Raw genomic sequence first — 21,879 nt, forward strand, 5'->3', positions numbered from 1 at the left:
ACACCGCCCCTTTCAGGCGAAGTTGCGCCACGCATCAAGCGCCTTTGCGCCATACATCACGGCAGGGCCGCCCCCCATTTCCACTGCGACTTCCAGTGCCTCAACCAGCGCCGCCTCATCGGCACCGTGCCGACGCGCGGCGTCCAGATGATAAAGGATGCAATCCTCGCAGCCTTTGGCAACAGCAATGGCAACGGCCAACAATTCCTTTTGCGCAGCCGAAAATTGCCCCGCTGTTGTTGCCACCTTGCTGATCCCCGCAAAGGACTGCATCAAACTTGGGGCAGCCTTTGCCAACCCACTCAGCCGGGTTTTTGCGGCGGCAAGGTTTGCTTTTGCGTCAGTCATTGCTGGCTCCTTTCAGGATCAACTCCACTACATCACGCGGCGCATCCCATTGCGGCATATGCCCTGTAGGCAAAAAATGCACAGCGACACGGGGAGGAAGATTCAGGGCATCGCTCGCAGTAACAATACGATCCTCGGTGCCAAACAGCGCCCTGATTGGAAGGCTTTCGGCCAAAGCCTGCAACGCGCGGAGTATATCGATCCGCTGACGACCATCGTCTGAAGCCAACCCCGCCGCTAGCGCTTTCAACCGGCCGCGCGCCATTTGCCCAGCCATATGCGACATCGCCGCTTCTGACAGCGCGCCACCTTTCGGACCAAGCAGTCGCAAGAGATGAGAGACCTCGCCCGCCGTGGCTGCCCCTGCCATGCCATGCACAAATTCCGCACCAATACGTGGCCCGCATCCCGCCGGAGTCAGCAGCACAAGCCCCGAGACCCTTGCGCCCAACCGCGCAGCAAGTGCCACCGCTACCGCAGCGCCAAGCGAATGGCCAACCAGCACCACCTGCCCCGACAATTGTGCGGCAAATGCAGCAGCCGCTTCGGTCAGCGTCGCCAAATCGCTGGCTTCAGCTTCTGTTTCTCCATGGCCCGGCATGTCAAATACAGCGGTGCGATGCCCTGCACGGCGCAAGGCCGAGGCTGTCGCCGCCCAAGCGGTACGGTCCCCCGCAAAACCATGGATCAGCAGATATGTGCGCGCGCCCGAGCCTTCGACTTCGTAGGCGATACGGCCAACAGGCGTTTGCAGCCAACCCGCACCGGCCCCCGTTTCACCCGCCCGCTCTATATCAGCGCGCTCAATACGGCCGCGACGCCCTGTCCCCGTCAGGCCTTGCAATGCTATTCCCTTTTGCCGCGCCATGCGGCGGGCCAAAGGCGTGGCGCGCAAGCGCCCATCACTTGCGACGGGCACCGATTGAACCGGCGTGTCCGCAGAGGGTGTATCCGGCACAGCGGCATCTAAACCGCTCGTAGCCTCAACCTCGCCTTCCACTTCGGCAATCGGTTGGCCCACGGCAACGCGTGCGCCGGGTTGCGCAAGGATGCGCAGAAGGCGCCCCGCAGACAGTGCCGGAACTTCCGCCGCCGTCTTGTCGGTCTCTATCTCTAGAATGGCATCACCACGGGCGTAAGCAGCGCCCTCGGCCACAAGCCATTGGCCGATAACCCCCTCTTCCATCGTCTCACCGAGACGTGGCATGGTCAGGATCGCGAAGGAAGCTTCGGCGTTGGGAGAGTTATCAGGTGCAGTCGAATCCGCCCAATCTGTCGGATTCGCCACTGTCACCCGCGCAATTGGCGCGCCAACCGGGATGCGATCTCCGGGGCCAACCATAACCTCATTCAGCATACCATCGCCCAGTGCCGGATATTCCACCACGGTCTTGTCGGTTTCCAGCTCCAGAATCGCATCGCCGCGCTTGAAGCCAACACCAAGGGCGACCAGCCATCCCAGGATGGTGCCTTCGTCCATCGTCTCGCCCAACCGCGGCATGGTCAGCACAAGCTGCATCACACCGCCTCCCGCGAGGCCAGAAGTTTCATCGCGGATTCGAAGATTAGCTGCGTGCCGGGAACCGATCCGGTTTCCAAGGCTGTGGAAACCGAAATCGGAATATCTTCCCCTGCGACGCGGATGACCGGGTCTTCAAGGAAATCAAAACACTCTTCGGATATCCGCGCGGCAAGCTCAGCAGCAACCCCCGCCGTCATGACGCCTTCGGAAACCACCATGGCGCGTCCGGTCTTTTCCACCTCGACCCGGATCGTGTCAAAGTCGAGCGGGCTGAGGGTGCGCAGGTCGATCACCGTCGCCTCGATGCCATCGCCCGCAAGCTTCTTCGCGGCCTCGATTGCGTAGTGCACTTGGCGTGAATAGGTGACGATCACCAGATCGCGGCCCTGACGGCGGATAGCGGCCTTGCCCCATTCTGGCACGGGTGCGTCCAGATCAACCGTTTCCTTCATCGTATACAAGGCTTTATGCTCGATGAACACGACCGGATCCGGCTTGGTCAGCGCTTGGCGCAACAGATGATAGGCGTCAGCCACCGTCGCGGGCATCGCAAGACGCAGGCCAGGCGTGTGCATCACGTAGGCTTCAAGACTTTGGCTGTGCTGCGCACCTGCCGAGCGGCCCGTACCGCCCTGCGTGCGCAAGACCATCGGCACGCCGATCTGACCGCCGAACATGTAACGGATTTTGGCGGCTTGGTTGGCAAGCTGATCCATCGTCATGCCGATAAAGTCGACATACATCAGTTCTGCCACCGGACGCAGCCCTGCCATCGCGGCACCCACGGCAGCCCCAACGATCGCGGGTTCCGAGATTGGCGTGTCGATCACGCGTTCGGGACCAAACTCTTTGATCAGATCCTTGGTCACGGCATAGGCGCCACCATAGCGGCCCACCTCCTCGCCCAGGATGATCACATCGGGGTTCTCTGTCATCGAATCCGCCAAGGCTTTGCGCAAAGCGTCGCGGTAGGTCAGTTCTTGAAGTGCCATGATTTTCCCCTTAGCCGCGTGCCAAAATGCGCTCGATCCTGGCGCGAACCGGCTCCGGTTCGGGCTCGCCGGGGGCATAGACGTCGCGGAACATTGACGACAGCGGCGGCTCGTGCTGCGCAACTGTGAAATCTATCGTCGCATCCATCTCCGCAGCCACCTCAGCATCCAACGAGTCCAAGGCGCTTTCCTGCATCATGTTGCGTTCGATCAAGGCCGCGCGCGCAAAGGCCACGGGGTCTTTCGCGCGCCCCGTTTCTTCCTCGACCGGATCACGATAAGGGGATTTGTCCTTACGAGCATGGCCGTAAAAACGGTAGCAATCGACGACCAGAAACGCAGGCTTGCCATCGCGCACGCCATCAACCAGCCGACGCCCAGCCTCGGCCACAGCCTCGACATCCAGGCCATCAACGGTTTCCGCAGCCAGCCCGAACGCTTGCGCACGTTCATGCAGCCGAGGGTTGGCGGTGGCCTGATCAATGCGTGTGCCCATGCCGTATTGATTGTTGATGCAGACAAACAAGCACGGCAGGGCCCACAAAGCCGCCATGTTCATGCTTTCATACAAAATGCCCTGACCTGTCGCGCCATCGCCAAAGAAAGCCGCACTGATCGCGCCGGTTTTATGATGCCGCGCCGCAAGGCCTGCGCCGACAACGGCCGGAATACCGCCCCCCACAATCGCATTGGCACCAAGATGCCCCAACCCCATATCGGCAATATGCATCGAACCACCCTTGCCGTGGCAATAACCGGCCTCTTTGCCACCAATCTCGGCCATCATCCGGGCAGGGTCAGCGCCGCGTGCCAGAAAGATGCCATGCCCGCGGTGGTGGGTGGTGAATTTGTCGCCGTCGCGCATCGCCGCACAGACGCCTGCCGCCGCACTTTCCTCGCCAATCGACAGGTGCAGCATCGACCCCGCCGACTGCCCGCGCACGAACAATTCGCCCACACGTTCTTCAAAGGTCCTGATGCGGCGCATCATGCGGTAAAGCTGCGGCAGGTCGGTGTTAGAGCCTGCGTCAGCCCGGTGAACAGCCTTTGGCTGGTTCATCTCAGTCTCCGATCGTTACAGAAGGTTCAGTTTGGTGCTGCGCGACACCACAGCCACCGCCACAAGGATGATCACACCCTTCACGATCGACTGAATGTAGGTGTCCATGCCCATCAGATTGAGGCCGTTGTTGATGACCCCGATGAACAGCGCGCCGAAGAATGTGCCAAGGACGGTCGCCGTGCCAGGGCGCAGCATCGTCATACCGATGAAAACCGTAGCCAAGCCGTCCAGCAAGTAACGCTCACCGGCGTTGGGTTGGCCCGACCCCAGCCGTGCAGACAACAGCGTGCCTGCCACCACCGCAAACAGGGCGCAGACAATCAGCGCCGCAGCCTTGTAACGGCGCACCTTGACGCCCGACAACTCTGCCGCCTTCTGGTTGCCACCCACAGCGTAGATGTAGCGACCGAAAATCGTCCGCTCCATCACGAACCAGGCCAATGCCACGGCTGCAATCATGAAATAGGCCAGCACCGGCACGCCCATGATCCGCCCCTGCCCCAGCCAGAGAAAACTGTCGGGTAAGCCACCGTAGATGGCCCGCCCACCTGTGAGCAAAAAGTTCACGCCAAACAGGATAGAGCCAGTTGCCAGCGTGGCGATCAGCGACGGGATGCCCACCAGTGTCACCAGCCCTGCATTCAACGCACCCACCAGAAATCCCGCGACAAGGCCTACGATCAATGCCACCGGCAGCGACCACCCTGCCACCAGCATCAGCGGAACCAGCACGCCCGCCAGACCGACCGTAAAGCCAACCGATAGATCCATCTCTTTGGCGGCAAAGCCAAAGGTCAGTCCTGCGCCCACAATGGTCAGCATGGATATCTGCTGTGCGATGTTCAACAGGTTCTGCGGCGTCAGAAACTTGTCCACCGTCACGGTGAACACCACAAACATCAGCACCAAAACAACGAGCGTGCTGTAGCGCTGCACGTAGTCCTTTGGGATGATGCCGAAAACTGTATCGCGGCGGTCGGCGCTGGCCGAATGTGTCAGATCACTCATGCTGCGGCTCCTGAAATTGCAGTGATAAAGGCGCTTTCCGAAAAGCCGCTTTGCGGAATTTCAGGCCCTGGTCGCTGATGGGTAAAGGGAATGACGCGGTGCGCTATGGCTTCGATTTCCAGAAGGTCGGACGAGGCGATTATGATCCCAACACCCGATGCCGCCAGTCGCCGCATTTCGGCGTAGATTTCGGCCTTCGCACCTATGTCGACACCTTCGGTGGGCTCGATAAAGATCATCACGCGGTAGCGCCCCTCAGCGCCGTATAGCCATTTGCCGATCGAGATTTTCTGCTTGTTGCCGCCCGACAGTGTTTTCAAAAGCTGACCCGACCCATGCGCCTTCACGTTCAACAGGCCCATTACACGCTGCGCTTCGGTTTCCTCACGCCGGATCGACAGCACGCCTGCGCCAAATGTGCCATGCTGCGGATGGACCATGGCCAGATTCTCACGCAGGTTCCATTCTCCGACCAAGGCGTATTCCATTCGGTGATCTGGCACCAACGCAATGCCTGCCGCCTGCATCTGCGCGACAGAGCCAAGCTTCAACGGCTTGCCCGCCACGACGAGACTTCCGCATTGCACCCCAGCTGGATTGTGCAGAGATCGTGCAAAGCCGGTGTGGCCCGCTCCCGTCAGTCCAATCAGCCCAACAATCTCTCCGGCGTGCAGGTGAAAGTTTGGCACCTTGACGGAGCCGACTTGCCAATCACGCAGGTTCAGCACCACCTCGCCTTGAATTTTTGCTGCGGTCGTTCCGTGCAGATTGGCCCCACCCGAGCGGCGCAGCATCATGTCGACCAGATCATGCTCTGACAACTCGGACGCAGGCGCGGTGCGAACATGCTTGCCATCGCGCAACACTGAGATGCGGTCCGACAGAGCTTTGATTTCAGAAAGGAAATGGCTGATCAAGACAACGCCAACGCCCTGTTGGGGCAAGCTGCGGATGATGCCCCACAACTGTTCCTTTTCCCGCGCAGGAAGGGTGGCGGTCGGCTCGTCAAGGATGACAAGTCGCGCCGCGCCGCGCAAGGCACGCACAATCTCGATCACTTTGCGGTCTGCCATGGGCAAATCTCCGACGGGTCGGCGCAGGTCAATCTGAACCTGCGGAAACCAACGGCTGAGCAATGCCTGCGCCTGCGCGTTCAAGCTTCCAGCGCGGATCACTACTCCCATCCGGCGCGGCTCGGCCCCCAGAAGGATATTCTCGGCACCGCTCAGACCCTGCACAAGGCTGCCTTCTTGGCTGACATGGGCAATACCCTGCAGCAACGCATCGTGCGGTGATGACAGACGCACCGCCCGCCCATCAATCTGAACGGTTCCCGAAGTGGGCAGCAAGCTGCCACCCAGGACATTGACCAACGTCGATTTGCCAGCCCCGTTCTCGCCAATCAGTCCATGCACTTCATCAGTGCAAAAAGTTGCGTTCACCCCGTCCAGCGCGCGCGTGCCGGGGAATTGCATCGTGATATCGGAAAGCACGATTTCCATACGCCATCCCTCCCCTGCAAAAAGGTTGCCTTGGGGCAGACAAAAGCCGCCCCAAAGATCAAATCACATGAAGTCTTTGCAGTTCTTCTTGGTGACCAGTGGCGCGTCCATGTAGACGGTCTTGGCAGGCAGCACGTCATCAGCGGATTTCTTGTCGATCACGATTTCCTGAATCCACTCACCCACTTGCGCCCCCATCTTTTCAAAGGGCTGGCTGACGGTGGCGATCATTTGGCTGTCCGGCTTGCAAACTTCGGCGATCGCTTGCGGATGGCCGTCAATGCCAATGACTTTGACATCTTTCAGCCCCGCTGCGTTCAAGACGTTCACGGCCGCTTGTGCCGGCTCATCCCAAGGCGCCCACACAGCGTTGATTTCGTTGCCAAAACGAGCGACGTAATCTTCCATCGTCTTATTGGTGTCTTCGAAAAACGCAGTGTAGTCGATGTTGTGTTCGGCCAGAACCTTCACATCGGGATATTCCTTCAGAACGGTTTCCATCACGTCGCCGCGCTTGCGGGTGCCATGATGTTCCGCCATGCGCAGAAAGATAAGGTTGCCTTTGCCGCCCATCTGATCCAGCAGATAGACAGACACATCCGAAGACATGGCCCAGTTGTTCGTGGTGATATCAACCAACACACCGTCAGTATAACCCGAGTCCACGGCGAAAACCGGAATGTTCGCTGCCTTGGCAGCGTCCAGTGCCGCGCGGGATGCGCGAAGGTCGGCCATGGTGATCACGATGGCATTAACACCGCGACTTGCTGCGTCCTGGATGTTCGAGGCCGTCGCCTCACCCGAACCGCCGCTGTCCAGCAGGCTGACGTTCCAGTCGGTCTTTCCTGTCTCTGCAAGCCAGGCATCAAAACCCGCCTTGACGCGCTGCTCGGATTGCGCTGCCGCATTCGCATGAACCCAAGCGAGCTCAAATGCATGGGCGGCCCCTGACATCAGCGCAAGCATCGAGCAAGCCGCTACCATTCCGGCAAACCGGTTTTTCATCTGCTATTTCCTCCCTAAGCCAGTTAACTGGCGATACCCCGTGTCGGCCTCTTCCGACGCATAAATGATGCGACGGCATATTACATTTGTCAAGTTTCATGACATTTGTAATATTGCGCGCAATACAAGGAGCAAACAGATGCGACCATTGGCCGGAGAAACTCAGGAAGATCAAATCCTTATGGCCCGCGCTGCATGGCTTTATTACATTGGTGCACTGAACCAAGAAGCGACCGCCAAGCGCCTTGGCATTACCAGAGCTCGTGTGAACAAGTTACTTTCCGATGCGCGCGACAGCGGTTTGGTTAGCATTACGATCAATCCCGCCAATGTCGGCCTGCTCCCAGTCGAGGAAGCGATTCGCCAACGCTACGGTCTCGATTTCTGCATCTGCACGCCGGCGCTTGGCCATGATGTGTCAGGTGGTGACAGCGATGCCATCCTGGCACCTTTTGCGTTTCGCGCGGTAGGCGCCGCCGCCGCCGCCCATTTGCGCCGTCACCTGTCTGAAACGCCACATGCTGTCATCGGCACCGGATGGGGGCGCACCTTGGAACAGATGACACTGCAACTGGCCGGAGTCTCGGCGCCAGAGGCCAAATTCATCAGCCTGATGGGCTCGCTGCAATCGAACCTATCCTATAACCCATTCGAAGTTGTGCACGCCTTTGCCCGTGCGACCGGTGCCGAAGGCTTTTTCCTGCCGGTGCCCTTCATCGCCGACACCCCATCCGTGCGTGATATCCTGCTGTCCCAACAATCTGTGCAGCAGGCGCTAGCGCTCGCAAACGCCACGACTGTCGCCTACATTTCGATTGGCGAATTGCGGGAAGGTTCGCTGTTGCGCTCGCAAGCCATGATTTCCGCCAGTGATCTGGCCGAATTGCAGCAACTTGGCGCAGTCGGTGATACGAATGGCTTGTTCTTTGATCGTCAGGGTAAGGCGGTTGATCATCCGCTAAACCGGCGCACCATTGCGCTTGGCTTTGAAGACCTGCGCCAAACTTGCACTGTTGCCCTGGTGGCCGGGCTCTCCAAGCTAGAGGCAGCCAAAGGATTTCTGGCAAGCGGCGTGGCACGGGGGCTGATCATTGATGGAGACACAGCAATCGCCCTGTCGAAGTCGTAGTGCCCCACAGAATGCCTCCAGCGAAAGCGGCAAGCGGCGTCAGAGCGACCGTGTTGTGACAAATAGGCCTGATCCACGCGATCCCACCGCCCTACGTCATGCAGTGAAAAGAGACGTGATCACCCCCGCACCCCGTATTGACGTGTGCTGGCCCGGCTCACACGGTAAATACACGCAACGACGAACAGATTCTGTACCGCTTAACAAGCGCATACTAGAAAATTTGTAAAACGAGAAAAATGAGCGCGTCAACTCACCCGCTCCGATCTTCGAACCGTCCCCACGGCCGGCATCGAACCGGCAAGCCCTGCGGCGGGAGATTTTAAGTCTCCTGTGTTTACCAATTTCACCACGTGGGGCGACGGCTCGGAACCTGCCGATTAGCAGCCCTTCGGGTCGCGATCAACCTCCGACCGATCACCCGGCAAAGCCGAATGCCTGCAGCGGCGCGCGCAAGCTGGCCGATCCATCGCTTTTCACGCCCCCGCACAACGCCATCCCAGTTGCAATGCGCCGCCGCGCTGCGGCGATTGACTTCACCCGAAAGCCTGCCTTTTATGGCGCCGAGAGTTTGCGAGGGTTCCCCGATGAAGAAAATCTATCCCAACGCGGCTGCGGCGCTGGAGGGACTGCTGTTTGACGGCATGTTGATCGCCAGCGGAGGCTTTGGCCTGTGCGGCATCCCCGAATTGCTGATCGCAGCCATCCGCGATGCTGGCACCAAGGATCTGACCATTGCGTCCAACAACGCCGGGGTCGATGGCTTTGGCCTTGGCCAGTTGCTGACGACGCGGCAGGTCAAGAAGATGATCTCGTCCTATGTTGGCGAAAACGCTGAATTCATGCGGCAATACCTGTCTGGCGAGCTGGAGTTGGAGTTCAACCCGCAAGGCACCTTGGCTGAACGTCTGCGCGCAGGCGGCGCGGGCATCCCCGGTTTCTACACCGCAACAGGCGTGGGCACCGTGATTGCCGAGGGCAAAGAGCATCACGACTTCAACGGCAAGACCTATATTCTGGAAACAGGCATCGTGGCCGATCTATCCATCGTCAAGGCGTGGAAGGCCGATCCATCGGGCAACCTTGTGTTCCGCAAAACCGCGCGCAACTTCAACCCACCAGCGGCGACATCGGGCAAGGTCTGCGTGGTCGAGGTGGAAGAAATCGTGCCGTTGGGGTCGCTGGACCCGGATAGCATCCACCTGCCGGGCATCTATGTGCATCGCATCGTGCAGGGTCAGCACGAAAAGCGCATCGAAAACCGCACGACTCGCAAGAAGGAGGCCTGATATGTGGGACCGCAACCAAATGGCCGAACGCGCCGGACGCGAGTTGCAGGACGGCTGGTATGTCAATCTGGGCATAGGCATCCCTACTCTGGTGGCCAACTATATCCCGGAGGGTGTTAACGTCACCTTACAGTCGGAAAATGGCATGCTCGGCATGGGCCCCTTCCCGTTTGAGGGTGAGGAAGATCCCGATCTGATCAACGCTGGCAAGCAGACCATTACTGAGTTGCCGCAGACCGCGTATTTTGACTCTGCCCAAAGCTTCGCGATGATCCGTGGCGGCAAGATTGCCATGGCGATCCTGGGTGCGATGGAAGTGGCCGAGAATGGCGATCTGGCGAACTGGATGATCCCCGGCAAGCTGGTCAAAGGGATGGGCGGTGCGATGGATCTGGTTGCGGGCGTCGGGCGCGTGGTGGTGGTGATGGATCACACCTCCAAGCACGGCGAGTCGAAGGTGTTGAAGGCCTGCACCCTGCCTCTGACCGGCAAGGGCGTGGTCAACCGGATCATCTCGAACCTTGGGGTGCTGGATGTGGTGCCGGGTGGGTTGAAGATCGTTGAAGTCGCCGATGGCGTCACCGAGGCCGAACTGCGTGCCGCGACGGAGGGCACGATCGTTGACTGAGGTTCAGCGCCAGCACGCCGAAACCAAGGGGCGCTACTATATCCGCCAGAACGGCGAAGAGGCCGAGATGACCTATTCGATCACCACCCCGACGCTGGTGATCGCCGACCATACCGAGGTGCCCGACAGTTTTCGCGGCACCGGGGCGGGGCTGGCCATGCTGACGCAGTTTGTGGCGGATGCGCGGGCCGAGGGGTTCAAGATCATGCCGCTTTGCCCGTTCGTGAATGCGACGCGGAAAAAGCATCCCGAATGGGCGGATGTGTTTGCAGTTTGAGTGGTCCCAACTCGGGACCATTTTGCAGCCTTTTAAATCAATGACTTACGCGACGCCTTTTACGAAATCTTAACAATCTCGTCGCAAGCGTCAGTTGGTAGCCGAGATCACCTTGAACACGCAGGGGTCTGTCACCAGCTCGGGCGGGCTGAGGCACAGACCCTGCGCCACCTGCCAAGCCGCCAGCACCTTGGGCACATAGTCGCGCGTCTCGGCATAGGGCGGTACGCCGGAGTTGGCGTCAATCGCGCCCTCGCCCGCGTTATAGGCGGCGATCACCATCAACGGATCATGATCAAACCGCTTCATCAGCCAATCGAGATAGGCCACACCGCCCTTGATGTTCTGCACCGGATCGGTGGAATCGCTGACCCCGAACCGCGCCGCCGTCGCCGGGATCAGTTGCATCAAACCCTGCGCGCCCGCCGAACTGACAGCCCCCGGTTTGCCTGCACTTTCGATACCGATCACCGCCAACACCAGCGCGGGCGACACATCGGTGCCAATCGTCGCCTTTAAGATTTCAGTGCCGTAATTGGCGGCAATCTCTTGCATATGCTGCATCCGGGGGGCCGCTACGCGCGCGCCGCCGGGGCCTTGGCTGAGTGTCGCCAGCGCCAGCGGGAAACGCCCCGAGACTTGATCGCGCTGCACCGGCACCGCATCCCAGAACCAGCCATACTGCGCGGTGGCGGGTGTGGGCGTTGCCGGGGCTACGGGTGCATTGGGATCAACCGGCGGCTCGGGCGCGCGCGCCTCAACCTCGGGCAAGGCGGCCAAAAGGCGGGCCTGCTCGGCAGGGTCAATCTGCACGGTGATGCGCTTGCCGGGCAGGTTGTCGCTGACCTTCACACGCTTGAAGCCTTCGCCCCCGGCAGAATTCATGATGATTTCGCCCACCGCCGGAATCGGCAGCAGAAGAATCAACCCGACCAGAACCGTCTTTTTTGCCCGTTGCATCACGTTGGATGCCGCCTGCCTTGTTTTCATTGCCTGAACAGTCGCAGAATCAAGGGCGTTTTTCTACGTTTGCATGACGGCAATCATGGCAATTTTGCCCAAATCGGCGCGAAAGCAACGGTTCCACCCACAAAGGTTAAACCCGCGTTAAATTATATATCGTTATCTTTCTAACACTTACGACATTATTTCAACCAAAAGTGTTGCGCTTCAAAAACGCCCCACACCGACCAAACTGCCGCCACGTTCACAGGGCCATATAGGGTCATACCGAACGGCAAGCAGCGAAACAGAGGTCGCGGCTGACAGTGCCGGAACGGTTAGAAACCTGAGCATCCCCAGAAAGGGACCATATCATGATGACTTTGAAACTCCGCAAACTGTTCAAATCCTTCCGCGCTGACGAGTCGGGCGCTGTGACCGTTGACTGGGTCGTGCTGACCGCTGCCATCGTTGGCCTCGGCATGGTCGTGATGAAAACTGTTGGCGGCGGCATCGAAGGTCTGGGCGACTCGATCGTGTCCGACCTGCAGGGCCGCGCTTCGGGCTACGAAAACCAGTAATCGGTTTTTTCGATCACCTGACACAGGTGAGGGCCGCATCCGGGACGGGATGCGGCCTTTTCCATTTCCAAGCGGCCTGAGCGGCGCGGGATTGGATTGCGCCAGCCCAATCCGGGCAAGGCCGCGCCCTGGGCCAAGAAAAGCATCGTTTCGCGATCAGAAACGTGGCGTTTCACGATCAGGCGCAAGACCCACGATACCGCCATGGGCTTGCCACAAAGTTGCCGCAGACAGCCATCAAACAGCAGCCAAGGTGTCAAACGACGCCTGAGACCAAACTTGGTAACTTAACAGTAAAGGTAAACGCCATGAAACTGCGCAATCTGTTCAAGAAATTCAAAGCCGACGAATCCGGTGCTGTCACCGTCGATTGGGTCGTGCTGACCGCCGCCATCGTCGGGCTGGGCATGGTCGTTATGAAAACCGTTGGCGGTGGCATTGAGGGCCTGGGCGACTCGATCGTGTCGGATCTGCAAGGCCGTGCTGCAGGCTACGAAAACCAGTAATCGCTATTGGCGATCAATTTGATCGCTTGAATTTTGAGCAGGCCGTCTCTGATGCAGAGGCGGCCTGCTGCATTTTTTCTGGCCTGCCCTAAAGCCTTGTTTCAATTATAGAAACGCATCGTTTCACTGATTCTGAAGAATAGCATGGTGAACAGCGCAATCACCCTGAAAACACCCTATCCCCGCCGCAATCGCGCCACGATCCCCCGGCTATATGTCCCCAAGCCGACGCGGTGAGCGGTCTGGAACAGAGGCCAGAACGTGAAGATCCAAAGCGGTGAGAACTGAGCAACTCCTGGGATAGGAAATTCAAAATGATGACGCTGAAACTCCGCAAACTGTTCAAATCCTTCCGCGCTGACGAGTCGGGCGCTGTGACCGTTGACTGGGTCGTGCTGACCGCAGCCATCGTTGGCCTCGGCATGGTCGTGATGAAAACCGTTGGCGGCGGCATCGAAGGTCTGGGCGACTCGATCGTGTCCGACCTGCAGGGCCGCGCTTCGGGCTACGAAAACCAGTAATCGGTTTTCTCGATCACCTGACACAGGTGAGGGCCGCATCCGGGACGGGATGCGGCCTTTTCCATAACAAGACCGCGCCGCCAGACCACATTGCCGCCACGGGATCATCCCGATTCCGGCCACAATCGGCGAATATGTCAAGGATTGTAGGTGTTCTGAGTAACCGGCGCGAAACGACGCGAAGGAGGTAACATGCGACCCTGGTTAAAGAAATTTATCCGCAAGACCGACGGTGCCGTCACTGTGGAATGGGTGACGTTGTCGGCGGCGGTGATCGGGTTGGGCATGATCGTGTTGTGGCCGGTGGCCTTCAGCACGGAAAGCTCGACGCAAGGGGTCGCGGATTACATCGAAGGCGTGGAAGTGGGTTACGGCAGATGAGTTGGGGTTTTCCGTGGGGCTTGCACCGAAGCGGAAACAAGTGGGAAAGGGTTTAACATGCGAATGATCTTTGGATTGGTGCTTGTGGTCGGCATGATGCTGGCAGGTGCCGCCGTGTTCATGGCAAAGAATTTCATAGGGCAGCAGCAATCCGCCGCGCAGCGCGAAAAACAGCTGATGGCCGATACCGGCGGTTTGACCATGGTGTTCGTGGTCAACAAGGCGAAAGATTACGGCGATCCGCTGACGAAAGACGACGTGCAGCGCATCTACTGGCCGAAGAACGCCTTGCCAGAAGGCGCCTTTGAGGATGGTGAACTGCTGTTCCCGAAAGACGCCAAAGACCCGCGCTATGTGGTGCGGCAAATGGAGAAATTTGAGCCGATCCTGGCCGTGAAAGTCACCGCTCCCGGCGAGCAGGCTGGCTTGAACGGCGCAATTGAAAAGGGGATGCGGGCGTTTGCAATCAAGGTCGATGCGGCAGATTTCCTGCAACCGGGCGATCGGGTGGATATCTACTGGACCGGCTCGTCGGGCGCTTCGGGTTCCGAGATCACCCAGCGGATTGAGACTGCGGTCAAGATCATCGCGGTGGATCGCAATGCCAAGTCGACCGTCGCCGCGGGCGAGATTCAAAGCCGCACCATGACGGTGGCGGCCACCCCTGAACAAGTGGGACGTCTGGCGCAAGCGCAGGCTACGGGGCGTCTGGTGATGTCGCTGGTTGGCAATGACAGCACGGCGGCGAGCGATCCGACCGAAATCAAGGTGACGACGACCGACATCAACGGCGATAAAATCGCGGCCCCGGAAGCCGCAGCACCAGCGCCCGAGGCATGCTATGTCACCGTGCGTCAGGGCGGCGTGCCGACACAAGTGCCGATCGCCTGCACCAATTAAACTTGAAAAATCATACCGGCCGCCACTTCCTATAGTGGCGGCCGGTTTCGCATTCCGCATCCGGTAGCTGGCTGTTGCAAGTTATCCACATAAGGAACCGCCTCCAACCATTTGATTCTTGCAAAAAAACGACACTTACGTCATCTTGCGAATTGGATTGGGCGTAACAAGACCCGACCAGAGGCGTGATCGAAAGGGCAGGTCACATGTATATGCGTAAATTTCTGACTGCCGGTGTGGTGGGGCTCGCCCTTGCGACCTCGGCGCTCAGCCCGCTGTCTGCACAAACCCTCCGCGTGATGGAGGGGTCGGCTTCGGCCCCCCTCAACGTCCCGATGAACCGTGCCGTGGTCGTGGAAAGCGATGTATCGTTTGCCGAATTGTCGATAGCCAACCCTGGGATCGCCGATATCTCGACGCTGTCAGACAAGTCGATCTACGTTCTGGGCAAGACGCCCGGTCGCACCACGCTTACCCTGCTGGGGCCGGATGGCAAGCTGATCTCAAACGTCGATGTCCATGTCACCCCCGACATTGCCGAGTTCAAGGAACGTCTGCAGCAGATTCTGCCGGGCGAAAAGATCGAGGTCCGCACCGCGAATGACGGTATCGTCATGTCGGGCACGGTATCTTCCACCGCCAAGCTTGACCGGGCTTTGGATCTGGCCGAACGCTATGCGCCAAAACGAGTGTCGAACCTGATGGGCGTCGGCGGCACCCAGCAAGTGATGCTGAAAGTGCGCTTCGCTGAGATGCAGCGCTCGGTGTCGAAAAACCTTTCATCCTCGCTCGCGGTATCGGGCGGCACGAAATTTGGTGTGTCCGGAGAGACAGGCACGTGGCTCAATGATGGTAACAGCATCAATGGCAGTACGATCACCGCCCGTGACAACGCCAACAGTGCGGTGGCCTTTGGCTTTTCCGCAGGATCACTGGAATTCGCAGTTCTGCTTGAAGCATTGGAATCTAAAGGCGTCGTCCGCACATTGGCCGAACCAAACCTGACGGCTCTGTCTGGGCAAGAAGCAAAATTCCTTGCTGGCGGCGAATATCCGATCCCGGTGACCGACAACGACGGCATCACAATTGAATACAAACCCTTTGGGGTTGAGTTGAACTTCACCCCAACCGTGGTGGATGGCGATATCATCAACTTGGTGATCAACGCAGCGGTATCGTCGATTGACACCACCACAGCCGTTACTGCGTCGGGCTTCTCGGTCAATGCTTTCAAGCGGCGCGAAACCTCGACCACAGTCGAGATGCGCGATGGTGAAAGCTTTGCGATCGCAGGCTTGTTGCAGGATGACTTCCGCGATCTGAACGGGCAAGTGCCGTGGCTGGGTGACATTCCGATTATCGGCGCGTTGTTCCGCTCGGCGGAATATCAGCGTGCGCAGTCCGAACTCGTGATCATCGTAACGCCGCATCTGGTTACACCGACCCGTGGCGAAGCGCTGGCACTGCCGACTGACCGGGTAAAGCTGCCCTCCGAAAAGGATCTGTTCCTGTTCGGCAATGTGGCAGGCAAGCAAAAAGGTGCTGCGGGCGACGTCGCGCGTCAGGATTTCAGCGGTTCCTACGGCTATGTGATGGAGTGATTTGATGCACCTGCGCTCCCTCCCCCTGATTGCCGCCATGATGATGAGCCTTGCTGGCTGCGATCCGACCGATTTCACCCGCGAGGCGGGGGCCGAAGTTGACGAAGGTGGTTTCGGCAACGCGACGATGAACAACACGATGATCATGTCGGGTGAACGGGATTATACCATCGCCTTGGCCGAGCGCTTTGCGCGTGAAGTCCCCTCGACCATTACCTTTGCCTTCAATTCATCAGAGCTGACGCCAGAGGCACGCGCCACGCTGGCGCGGCAGGCCGATTGGATCCGCCAATTCCCCGAAGTGCGCTTCCGCGTTTATGGTCATACCGATCTTGTCGGCTCGGATGCATACAATAAAGCCTTGGGTCTGCGCCGCGCGAAAGCTGCTGTCCGCTATCTCTCTAGCCTTGGCATTGGCTCCGCCCGGCTTGAAGCGGTTGCGTCGTTCGGTAAAACCCGCCCGGTCGTGCAAACCTCTGGCCCGGAAGAGCGGAACCGCCGCACTGTGACCGAGGTGTCTGGCTTCGTGAAAAGCAATCCGATGGTGCTGAACGGCAAGTATGCCGCGATCATCTGGAGAAGTTATGTTGAAGGCGCGATCCCGCCGCACCCCAACAATGAGATTATCCAAACCCAGGTCGCACCTGACGGTGCGCAGTGACCTGAGGCGAAATTCGGATCACCTATTCCAGCCCCCTGCGCGCAAGCACAGGGGGCTTTTGTTTCTGAATTCGTTTCCGAAATACCCGTACGCGGGCTGAAATACCCCAGATTGACGCCGTTTTAGCCCCAATCTCGCCACCATCCTCCAGCATCTTGCATCCAATGGGAACAATGCCGTGCCGAAGGGCGATGCATACTCCCCGGATTGGCCCCAATCGCGCCATAATTTTGGCCGGGGTCGGTGGTGGGATGTCGTGAGAAGGACGATGAAACGATGACGAGCGTGGCCAACCTGCAACCCGATCCGGCACCGATTCTGGCGTGCACGATTTCGCGCGATGTGCAGAACTTTGATCTCTTGATCGACGATATGGAGAATGAACTTGGCGAGGCTTGGGGTGATCTGAGCTTTGAGGATGCGCTGATTTTCCTGGGGCAGGACGAATCTGCCACATTGGAATTTGTCGCCATCGCGGTGGATGCCGAGGACGAGGTTGACCTCTCGCGGATCACCGAAATCATTCGCACGGCCAAGGCAAAGTCGATCAAGGTGATCCTGATCGCCGATCAGGTCGGCCCCGCCGCGCTGCATCAGTTGCTCCGGCTGGGGGCGGAAGATTTCGTGCCCTATCCGCTGCCCGATGGCGCGCTGCACGAGGCGATTGAGCGTATCCGCACCGCAAAGACTGTCGAGGAAGCACCGGCACCTGCCGCAGCGCCCGCCCCTGCCCCGGCTGCGGTTATCTCGGATGAACCGCATGCCGAAAAGGGCCCGGCGTTCAAGGCCAAGGGCGACCGCGATGCGGTGGTGCTGCCGGTGCATGGACTTGCAGGCGGCTGTGGCGCGTCAACCTTCGCCGCGAACCTTGCTTGGGAACTGGCGACGCTGTCGAAAACCGACGCGCCGCGGGTGTGCCTGATCGACTTTGACTTTCAGTATGGCTCGGCTGCGACCTACCTGGATTTGCCGCGCAAAGAGGCGGTGTTTGATCTGTTGACTGACACGGCCCATGCCGATTCTGATGCGATGCTGGCGGCGATGCTGACCTTCAACGACAAGCTTCATGTGCTGACCGCGCCGTCCGACATGCTGCCTTTGGATATCGTCAGCCCCGAAGATATTGGCCGCATCATCGACATGGCGCGGGCAAATTTCGATTTTGTCGTCATCGACATGCCGCGCACCATTGTGGCCTGGACTGAAACCGTACTGTCGCGTGCTCATGTTTACTTCGCGCTGATGGAGTTGGACCTGCGCTCGGCCCAGAACGTGCTACGTCTTGTGCGGGCATTGAAGGCCGAGGGCCTGCCACATGAAAAGCTGCGCTATGTATTGAACCGCGCGCCGAAGTTCACCGATCTTTCGGCAAAAAGCCGGGTCAAGCGGATGGCGGAAAGCCTTGATATCACGATTGAAGTGCAGCTTCCCGACGGCGGCGCGCAGATCACCCAGGCCAACGACCACGGCCTGCCGCTGTCTGAGAACGCGGGCAAAAACCCGCTGCGCAAAGAAATCCAAAAGCTCGCGAAATCGCTGTTTGATCTGAACAAGGCCGTGGAAACCGGCAGGGGCTAAGGCCTGACTTTGGGGGTTAACGATGTTCTCACGTTTCAAGAAACCGGAAGCAGGCCCTAGCGCCAGCCCAGCCGCCGCACGTCCGGCGGCAGCCGCGCCCGCCGCGCCAAAGCCCGGCATTAGCCGCCCGGTGGCAGCACCTGCCCGCCCACCTGCCGAGGCGGTGGCCGCGGACAAGGAAAAGAAGCGCAAAGAACGTCTGGGCGAGTTGAAGCAGGAACTGCACAAGCGCCTTCTGGACAACCTGAACCTCGCGGCCCTGGAACAAGCTTCGGAAGCCAGCCTCAAAGTCGAGATCGCCGCGATTGCGGCAGAGGCTTTGGACGAGATGTCGGTGGCGCTGTCGAAGGAAGACCGCACCACGCTGAACCAAGAACTTTACGATGAAGTCATGGGCCTTGGGCCGCTGGAACCATTGCTGAAAGACGAATCGGTCAATGATATTCTGGTGAACGGACCGAACCGCATCTTTGTGGAACGCGGCGGCAAGCTGGTGCTGACTGACATCACCTTCAAGGATGAACGCCACCTTTTGCGGATCATCGACAAGATCGTCTCTGCCGTGGGCCGTCGGGTGGACGAATCCAACCCGTACTGCGACGCTCGTTTGGCCGATGGCAGCCGTTTCAACTGCATGGTGCCGCCGGTGGCGGTTGACGGATCGCTTGTTTCGATCAGGAAGTTCAAAAAAGAGAAACTCGGCATTCCCGATCTGGTGAAATTCGGCGCCTTTACCGAGGAAATGGGCTTGTATCTGCAAGCCGCCGTGTCCTGCCGGTTGAACGTGATCGTGTCAGGCGGCACGGGCTCGGGGAAAACCACCACGTTGAATGCGCTGTCGTCTTTCATCGACAACACCGAGCGCGTGCTGACCATCGAAGACACCGCCGAACTTCAACTGCAACAGGTCCACGTTGGCCGGATGGAAAGCCGCCCCGCTAACGTCGAGGGCAAGGGTGCCGTCACCCAGCGCGACTGTCTGCGAAACGCTTTGCGAATGCGTCCTGACCGGATCATCGTCGGCGAAACCCGCGGCGAGGAAGTTATCGACATGTTGCAGGCGATGAACACCGGCCACGATGGATCTATGACCACGATTCACGCCAACTCGGCCCGCGACGGCATCAGCCGTCTGGAAAACATGGTCGCCATGGCCGGGATCGAGATGCCCTTGAAAGCCGTGCGCAGCCAGATCGCAAGTGCTGTGAACCTGATCGTGCAGGCGTCGCGTTTGCAAGACGGTTCGCGCCGGATGGTGTCGATCACCGAAATCACCGGCATGGAGGGTGAAGTGATCTCGATGCAGGAAGTGTTCCGCTATGAGCGCCTTGGGGTCGAGCCCAACGGCAAGATCATTGGCCGCTTCAACGCGACCGGGGTGCGCAGCCACTATTCCGACCGTTTCCGGCAATGGGGCTATGATTTGCCAGCCTCGATCTACGAACCCATTATCTGAGGCATATCATGACCTTATCCGCTGCCCCTCTTATCTATATCCTGATCTTCGTCGCTGTCGTGGTGATGGTGAACGGGCTTTATCTGGTGGTGTTCGGCAAATCCATCAGCCTGAACAGCCGGATGAGCCGCCGCCTTGCCCTGTTGGAAAAGAACAACAACCGCGAGCAAGTGCTGGAGCAACTGCGCAAAGAGACCGAACAGCACGTCAATTCGCGCGGCATTCCGCTGTATTCGATCCTGGCGAAAAAGGCGCAAAAGGCCAATATCGCCTTCACGCCACAGCAGTTGGTGATGATCATGGTGGGCATGGTCGGCGTGGCCTTCACCGGCCTGACCTTTGGCACGCAAGTCTCGCTGCCGATCCGGGTGATCGTCGCCGTCGGCATGGGCGTGGGTGGGGTGTATTTCTGGGTCAACAGCAAGGCCAAGAAACGCATCGCGCTCATGGACGAACAACTGCCTGATGCGGTGGAACTGATGGTGCGCAGCTTGCGCGTCGGCCATCCGTTTGCCTCGGCCATTGGTATCGTTTCGAAAGAAGTGCCTGATCCTTTGGGCACCGAGTTTGGCATGATTTCCGATGAAGCCGCCTATGGCCGCAACGTCGCCGACAGCCTGAAAGCCTTTGCGGAGCGTATGGATAGCCAGGATCTGCGCTTTTTGGCGGTGGCCGTGACCATTCAGCAAACCTCGGGCGGCAACCTGGCCGAAATCCTTGAGGGCCTTTCGAAAGTGATCCGCGCCCGCTTCAAACTGTTCCGCCGCGTCAAGGCGATCACCGGTGAGGCGAAATGGTCGGGCATGTTCCTGTCGTTCTTTCCGATCGGCGCGATCATCATGATCAACATCGTCAAGCCGGATTACTACGACGAGGTCGCCAAATCGGCGGCCTTCATCCCGGCCTGTCTCGCCGTTGCAGTGTTTCTGGTGATCAACATCATCTTCATGCGTATCATGGTCAACATTAAGGTCTAAGCGTCATGGATTTCCTGAACACTCTCAACACGCAACTGACCGATAGCTTTGGCCCGCTGGGGCCATTGCTGGCGCTTGGCCTGCTGGGGCTGGCGCTGATCGTCGCCGTGCTGCCAATGCTGCTGAAAAAAGAGCCCGAGCCGTTCGACAAGCTGAAAGCGCTGCGCAAGGAAATCGAAAGTGCCAGCACCTCGACCAAAAGCGCCAGCCTGCGCCACAGCGAAAAGGCCGACCGGCTGGAGAAATTCGCGTCGTTTCTGGAACCGCAGGACGAACAGACCATGACCGCATCGCGGCTGAAGATGATGCGCGCGGGCTACAAGCAAAAGAATGCCGTGCGCACCTTTCACTTCGCGCAACTCGCGCTGGGGCTGGGTCTGCTGGGGCTGGGCATGATCTACACCTTCACCGGTAATGACGGGGCCGAAGTTTCGACCCAGGTGATGATCATCTCTACCCTGCTGCCGGGAGGCTTGGGCTATTACTTCCCGATGTATTGGGTCAACAGCCGGGTTCAAAAACGTCAGGCCGAGATCGTCTCGGGCTTTCCCGATGCGCTGGATCTGATGCTGGTCTGCGTCGAGGCGGGCCAATCGCTTGACCAATCCATCAACCGCATTGCCAAGGAAAGCCGCGCCTCCTGCCCGGCGTTGGCGGAAGAATTCGAAACCGTGGCACAAGAGGTGAAGGCCGGCAAAGAACGCGTCAAGGTGTTGAAGGACATGTCCGAGCGCGTGGGCATCGCCGACATCTCGTCGTTCTGCACCACGCTGGTGCAATCTGCGAACTTCGGCACCTCGATGTCAGACGCCTTGCGCGTGTATTCCGCCGAGATGCGCGACAAACGCATCATGCGGGCCGAAGAATTGGCCAACAAATTGCCAACAAAACTGACCCTTGGCACTATGCTGTTCACGCTGCCGCCGCTATTGATTATTCTGATCGGGCCATCGGTTTACGGTATTGCGCAAACCTTGGGTGGCGGCTGAACCACGGGCGTCAGGCCCAAGGC

General features: G+C 59.0%; 23 protein-coding genes and 1 tRNA gene. 15 read left to right on the forward strand and 9 right to left on the reverse strand.

Translation table 11 applies throughout. The features are described from left to right. Positions 1 to 12 precede the first annotated feature (12 nt). The 7 genes from ACFOGH_RS08705 to ACFOGH_RS08735 all read right to left on the reverse strand — a co-directional run bounded on the left by ACFOGH_RS08705 (position 13) and on the right by ACFOGH_RS08735 (position 7,440). Positions 13 to 348, reverse strand: coding sequence for a carboxymuconolactone decarboxylase family protein (locus ACFOGH_RS08705; RefSeq protein WP_380072679.1), 336 nt, complete (start codon positions 346 to 348; stop codon positions 13 to 15). Beyond that, positions 341 to 1,867 carry an acetoin dehydrogenase dihydrolipoyllysine-residue acetyltransferase subunit gene (locus ACFOGH_RS08710; protein ID WP_380072680.1) on the reverse strand — a complete coding sequence of 509 codons (1,527 nt, stop codon included), beginning with the start codon at positions 1,865 to 1,867 and terminating at the stop codon, positions 341 to 343. Before ACFOGH_RS08710 ends, ACFOGH_RS08705 begins: the two co-directional genes overlap by 8 nt. Beyond that, the gene (locus tag ACFOGH_RS08715) at positions 1,867 to 2,862 is read right to left on the reverse strand and encodes an alpha-ketoacid dehydrogenase subunit beta (protein WP_380072681.1); all 996 of its coding nucleotides are present in this window, start codon (positions 2,860 to 2,862) and stop codon (positions 1,867 to 1,869) included. Before ACFOGH_RS08715 ends, ACFOGH_RS08710 begins: the two co-directional genes overlap by 1 nt. Before the next feature lie 10 nt (positions 2,863 to 2,872). Continuing rightward, on the reverse strand, positions 2,873 to 3,922 hold the full coding sequence (locus tag ACFOGH_RS08720) for a thiamine pyrophosphate-dependent dehydrogenase E1 component subunit alpha (RefSeq protein ID WP_380072682.1): 1,050 nt from the start codon (positions 3,920 to 3,922) through the stop codon (positions 2,873 to 2,875). 15 nt (positions 3,923 to 3,937) lie between these two features. Continuing rightward, positions 3,938 to 4,933 (reverse strand): ABC transporter permease, encoded by a 996-nt coding sequence (locus tag ACFOGH_RS08725; RefSeq protein WP_380072683.1) that lies wholly within the window; start codon positions 4,931 to 4,933, stop codon positions 3,938 to 3,940. Further along, a complete protein-coding gene (locus ACFOGH_RS08730) occupies positions 4,930 to 6,435 on the reverse strand; it encodes a sugar ABC transporter ATP-binding protein (RefSeq protein ID WP_380072684.1) in 1,506 nt (501 codons plus the stop codon). The genes ACFOGH_RS08725 and ACFOGH_RS08730 overlap by 4 nt, the downstream gene beginning before the upstream one ends. A gap of 63 nt (positions 6,436 to 6,498) precedes the next feature. Next, positions 6,499 to 7,440: a sugar ABC transporter substrate-binding protein gene (locus ACFOGH_RS08735; RefSeq protein WP_380072685.1), complete on the reverse strand. Its 942-nt coding sequence runs from the start codon at positions 7,438 to 7,440 to the stop codon at positions 6,499 to 6,501. Between the two features lie 64 nt (positions 7,441 to 7,504). Here ACFOGH_RS08735 and ACFOGH_RS08740 point away from each other — a divergent pair, with 64 nt between their 5' ends. Further along, on the forward strand, positions 7,505 to 8,569 hold the full coding sequence (locus tag ACFOGH_RS08740) for a sugar-binding transcriptional regulator (RefSeq protein ID WP_380072686.1): 1,065 nt from the start codon (positions 7,505 to 7,507) through the stop codon (positions 8,567 to 8,569). Positions 8,570 to 8,846: 277 nt separating this feature from the next. On the opposite strand, the gene ACFOGH_RS08745 is transcribed toward ACFOGH_RS08740, so the two are convergent. Continuing rightward, positions 8,847 to 8,928: transfer RNA gene (locus ACFOGH_RS08745), tRNA-Leu, on the reverse strand. Between the two features lie 228 nt (positions 8,929 to 9,156). Between ACFOGH_RS08745 and ACFOGH_RS08750 the strand changes: the two genes are divergently transcribed. The 3 genes from ACFOGH_RS08750 to ACFOGH_RS08760 are packed head-to-tail and all read left to right on the forward strand — an operon-like array spanning position 9,157 to position 10,763. Beyond that, positions 9,157 to 9,858 (forward strand): CoA transferase subunit A, encoded by a 702-nt coding sequence (locus tag ACFOGH_RS08750; protein WP_380072687.1) that lies wholly within the window; start codon positions 9,157 to 9,159, stop codon positions 9,856 to 9,858. Between the two features lies 1 nt (position 9,859). Continuing rightward, complete coding sequence (locus tag ACFOGH_RS08755; RefSeq protein WP_380072688.1) at positions 9,860 to 10,486, forward strand: 3-oxoacid CoA-transferase subunit B; 627 nt, start codon at positions 9,860 to 9,862, stop codon at positions 10,484 to 10,486. Beyond that, positions 10,479 to 10,763: a GNAT family N-acetyltransferase gene (locus ACFOGH_RS08760; RefSeq protein WP_380072689.1), complete on the forward strand. Its 285-nt coding sequence runs from the start codon at positions 10,479 to 10,481 to the stop codon at positions 10,761 to 10,763. The genes ACFOGH_RS08755 and ACFOGH_RS08760 overlap by 8 nt, the downstream gene beginning before the upstream one ends. Positions 10,764 to 10,853: 90 nt before the next feature. Here the strand turns inward: ACFOGH_RS08760 and ACFOGH_RS08765 are convergent, their stop codons facing one another. Continuing rightward, positions 10,854 to 11,723, reverse strand: coding sequence for a lytic transglycosylase domain-containing protein (locus ACFOGH_RS08765; protein WP_380072690.1), 870 nt, complete (start codon positions 11,721 to 11,723; stop codon positions 10,854 to 10,856). A gap of 356 nt (positions 11,724 to 12,079) precedes the next feature. Here ACFOGH_RS08765 and ACFOGH_RS08770 point away from each other — a divergent pair, with 356 nt between their 5' ends. From ACFOGH_RS08770 to ACFOGH_RS08820, 11 genes are all read left to right on the forward strand, one after another. Then, positions 12,080 to 12,286: a Flp family type IVb pilin gene (locus ACFOGH_RS08770; protein WP_380072691.1), complete on the forward strand. Its 207-nt coding sequence runs from the start codon at positions 12,080 to 12,082 to the stop codon at positions 12,284 to 12,286. 308 nt (positions 12,287 to 12,594) lie between these two features. Then, positions 12,595 to 12,792 carry a Flp family type IVb pilin gene (locus ACFOGH_RS08775; RefSeq protein WP_380072692.1) on the forward strand — a complete coding sequence of 66 codons (198 nt, stop codon included), beginning with the start codon at positions 12,595 to 12,597 and terminating at the stop codon, positions 12,790 to 12,792. A 314-nt stretch (positions 12,793 to 13,106) separates the two neighbouring features. Continuing rightward, a complete protein-coding gene (locus ACFOGH_RS08780; protein WP_380072691.1) occupies positions 13,107 to 13,313 on the forward strand; it encodes a Flp family type IVb pilin in 207 nt (68 codons plus the stop codon). 192 nt (positions 13,314 to 13,505) lie between these two features. Continuing rightward, positions 13,506 to 13,694, forward strand: coding sequence for a hypothetical protein (locus ACFOGH_RS08785; RefSeq protein ID WP_380072693.1), 189 nt, complete (start codon positions 13,506 to 13,508; stop codon positions 13,692 to 13,694). Positions 13,695 to 13,751: 57 nt separating this feature from the next. Next, positions 13,752 to 14,594, forward strand: a complete 843-nt coding sequence (gene cpaB / locus ACFOGH_RS08790) for a Flp pilus assembly protein CpaB (RefSeq protein ID WP_380072694.1) — start codon at positions 13,752 to 13,754, stop codon at positions 14,592 to 14,594. 206 nt (positions 14,595 to 14,800) lie between these two features. Next, positions 14,801 to 16,195, forward strand: a complete 1,395-nt coding sequence (locus ACFOGH_RS08795; RefSeq protein WP_380072695.1) for a type II and III secretion system protein family protein — start codon at positions 14,801 to 14,803, stop codon at positions 16,193 to 16,195. Positions 16,196 to 16,199: 4 nt separating this feature from the next. After that, positions 16,200 to 16,856 (forward strand): OmpA family protein, encoded by a 657-nt coding sequence (locus ACFOGH_RS08800; protein WP_380072696.1) that lies wholly within the window; start codon positions 16,200 to 16,202, stop codon positions 16,854 to 16,856. Positions 16,857 to 17,132: 276 nt separating this feature from the next. After that, the gene (locus ACFOGH_RS08805; protein ID WP_380072697.1) at positions 17,133 to 18,434 is read left to right on the forward strand and encodes an AAA family ATPase; all 1,302 of its coding nucleotides are present in this window, start codon (positions 17,133 to 17,135) and stop codon (positions 18,432 to 18,434) included. A gap of 22 nt (positions 18,435 to 18,456) precedes the next feature. After that, complete coding sequence (locus tag ACFOGH_RS08810; RefSeq protein ID WP_380072698.1) at positions 18,457 to 19,890, forward strand: CpaF family protein; 1,434 nt, start codon at positions 18,457 to 18,459, stop codon at positions 19,888 to 19,890. A gap of 8 nt (positions 19,891 to 19,898) precedes the next feature. Beyond that, complete coding sequence (locus ACFOGH_RS08815; protein WP_380072699.1) at positions 19,899 to 20,867, forward strand: type II secretion system F family protein; 969 nt, start codon at positions 19,899 to 19,901, stop codon at positions 20,865 to 20,867. Positions 20,868 to 20,872: 5 nt separating this feature from the next. Next, on the forward strand, positions 20,873 to 21,856 hold the full coding sequence (locus ACFOGH_RS08820) for a type II secretion system F family protein (RefSeq protein WP_380072700.1): 984 nt from the start codon (positions 20,873 to 20,875) through the stop codon (positions 21,854 to 21,856). The last annotated feature ends 23 nt before the right edge of the window (positions 21,857 to 21,879 follow it).

Source organism: Cypionkella sinensis (genome assembly GCF_042646385.1).
GTDB lineage: Bacteria > Pseudomonadota > Alphaproteobacteria > Rhodobacterales > Rhodobacteraceae > Cypionkella > Cypionkella sinensis.